The sequence below is a fragment of the Rhodococcus sp. KB6 genome (assembly GCF_001445685.1).
GTDB classification, from domain to species: domain Bacteria; phylum Actinomycetota; class Actinomycetes; order Mycobacteriales; family Mycobacteriaceae; genus Rhodococcus_F; species Rhodococcus_F qingshengii.
Map to the genome: position 1 here is coordinate 1 of NZ_LNAK01000101.1, position 425 is coordinate 425.

Annotated in this window: 1 protein-coding gene; it reads left to right on the plus strand. The window is 59.3% G+C overall.

Annotated elements, in window-relative coordinates; all coding sequences use genetic code 11:
- Positions 1–425 (plus strand): ABC transporter ATP-binding protein (locus tag ASU23_RS13650; protein ID WP_156423161.1); only part of this gene is annotated, 425 nt, incomplete at both ends.

The window sequence follows — 425 nt, forward strand, 5'->3', positions numbered from 1 at the left end:
GTCGAGGTAGCGGTACAAGGACTGACAAAGTCTTTCGGGTCGCAGAGGATTTGGCAGGACGTGTCGTTGACACTTCCCGCGGGTGAGGTCAGCGCACTGCTCGGGCCTTCGGGTACCGGTAAGTCGGTGTTCCTGAAGTCCCTGATCGGACTGCTCCGCCCTGAACAAGGCTCCATCGTCATCGACGGCACGGACATCCTGCAGTGCTCCTCCAAGGAGCTCTACGAGATCCGCAAACTGTTCGGCGTTCTCTTCCAGGACGGCGCACTGTTCGGCTCGATGAACTTGTACGACAACATCGCCTTCCCGCTTCGTGAGCACACCAAGAAGTCGGAATCCGATATCCGCAAGATCGTGATGGAGAAGTTGGACCTCACGGGTCTGGTCGGCGCCGAGGACAAGCTTCCCGGTGAGATCTCCGGCGG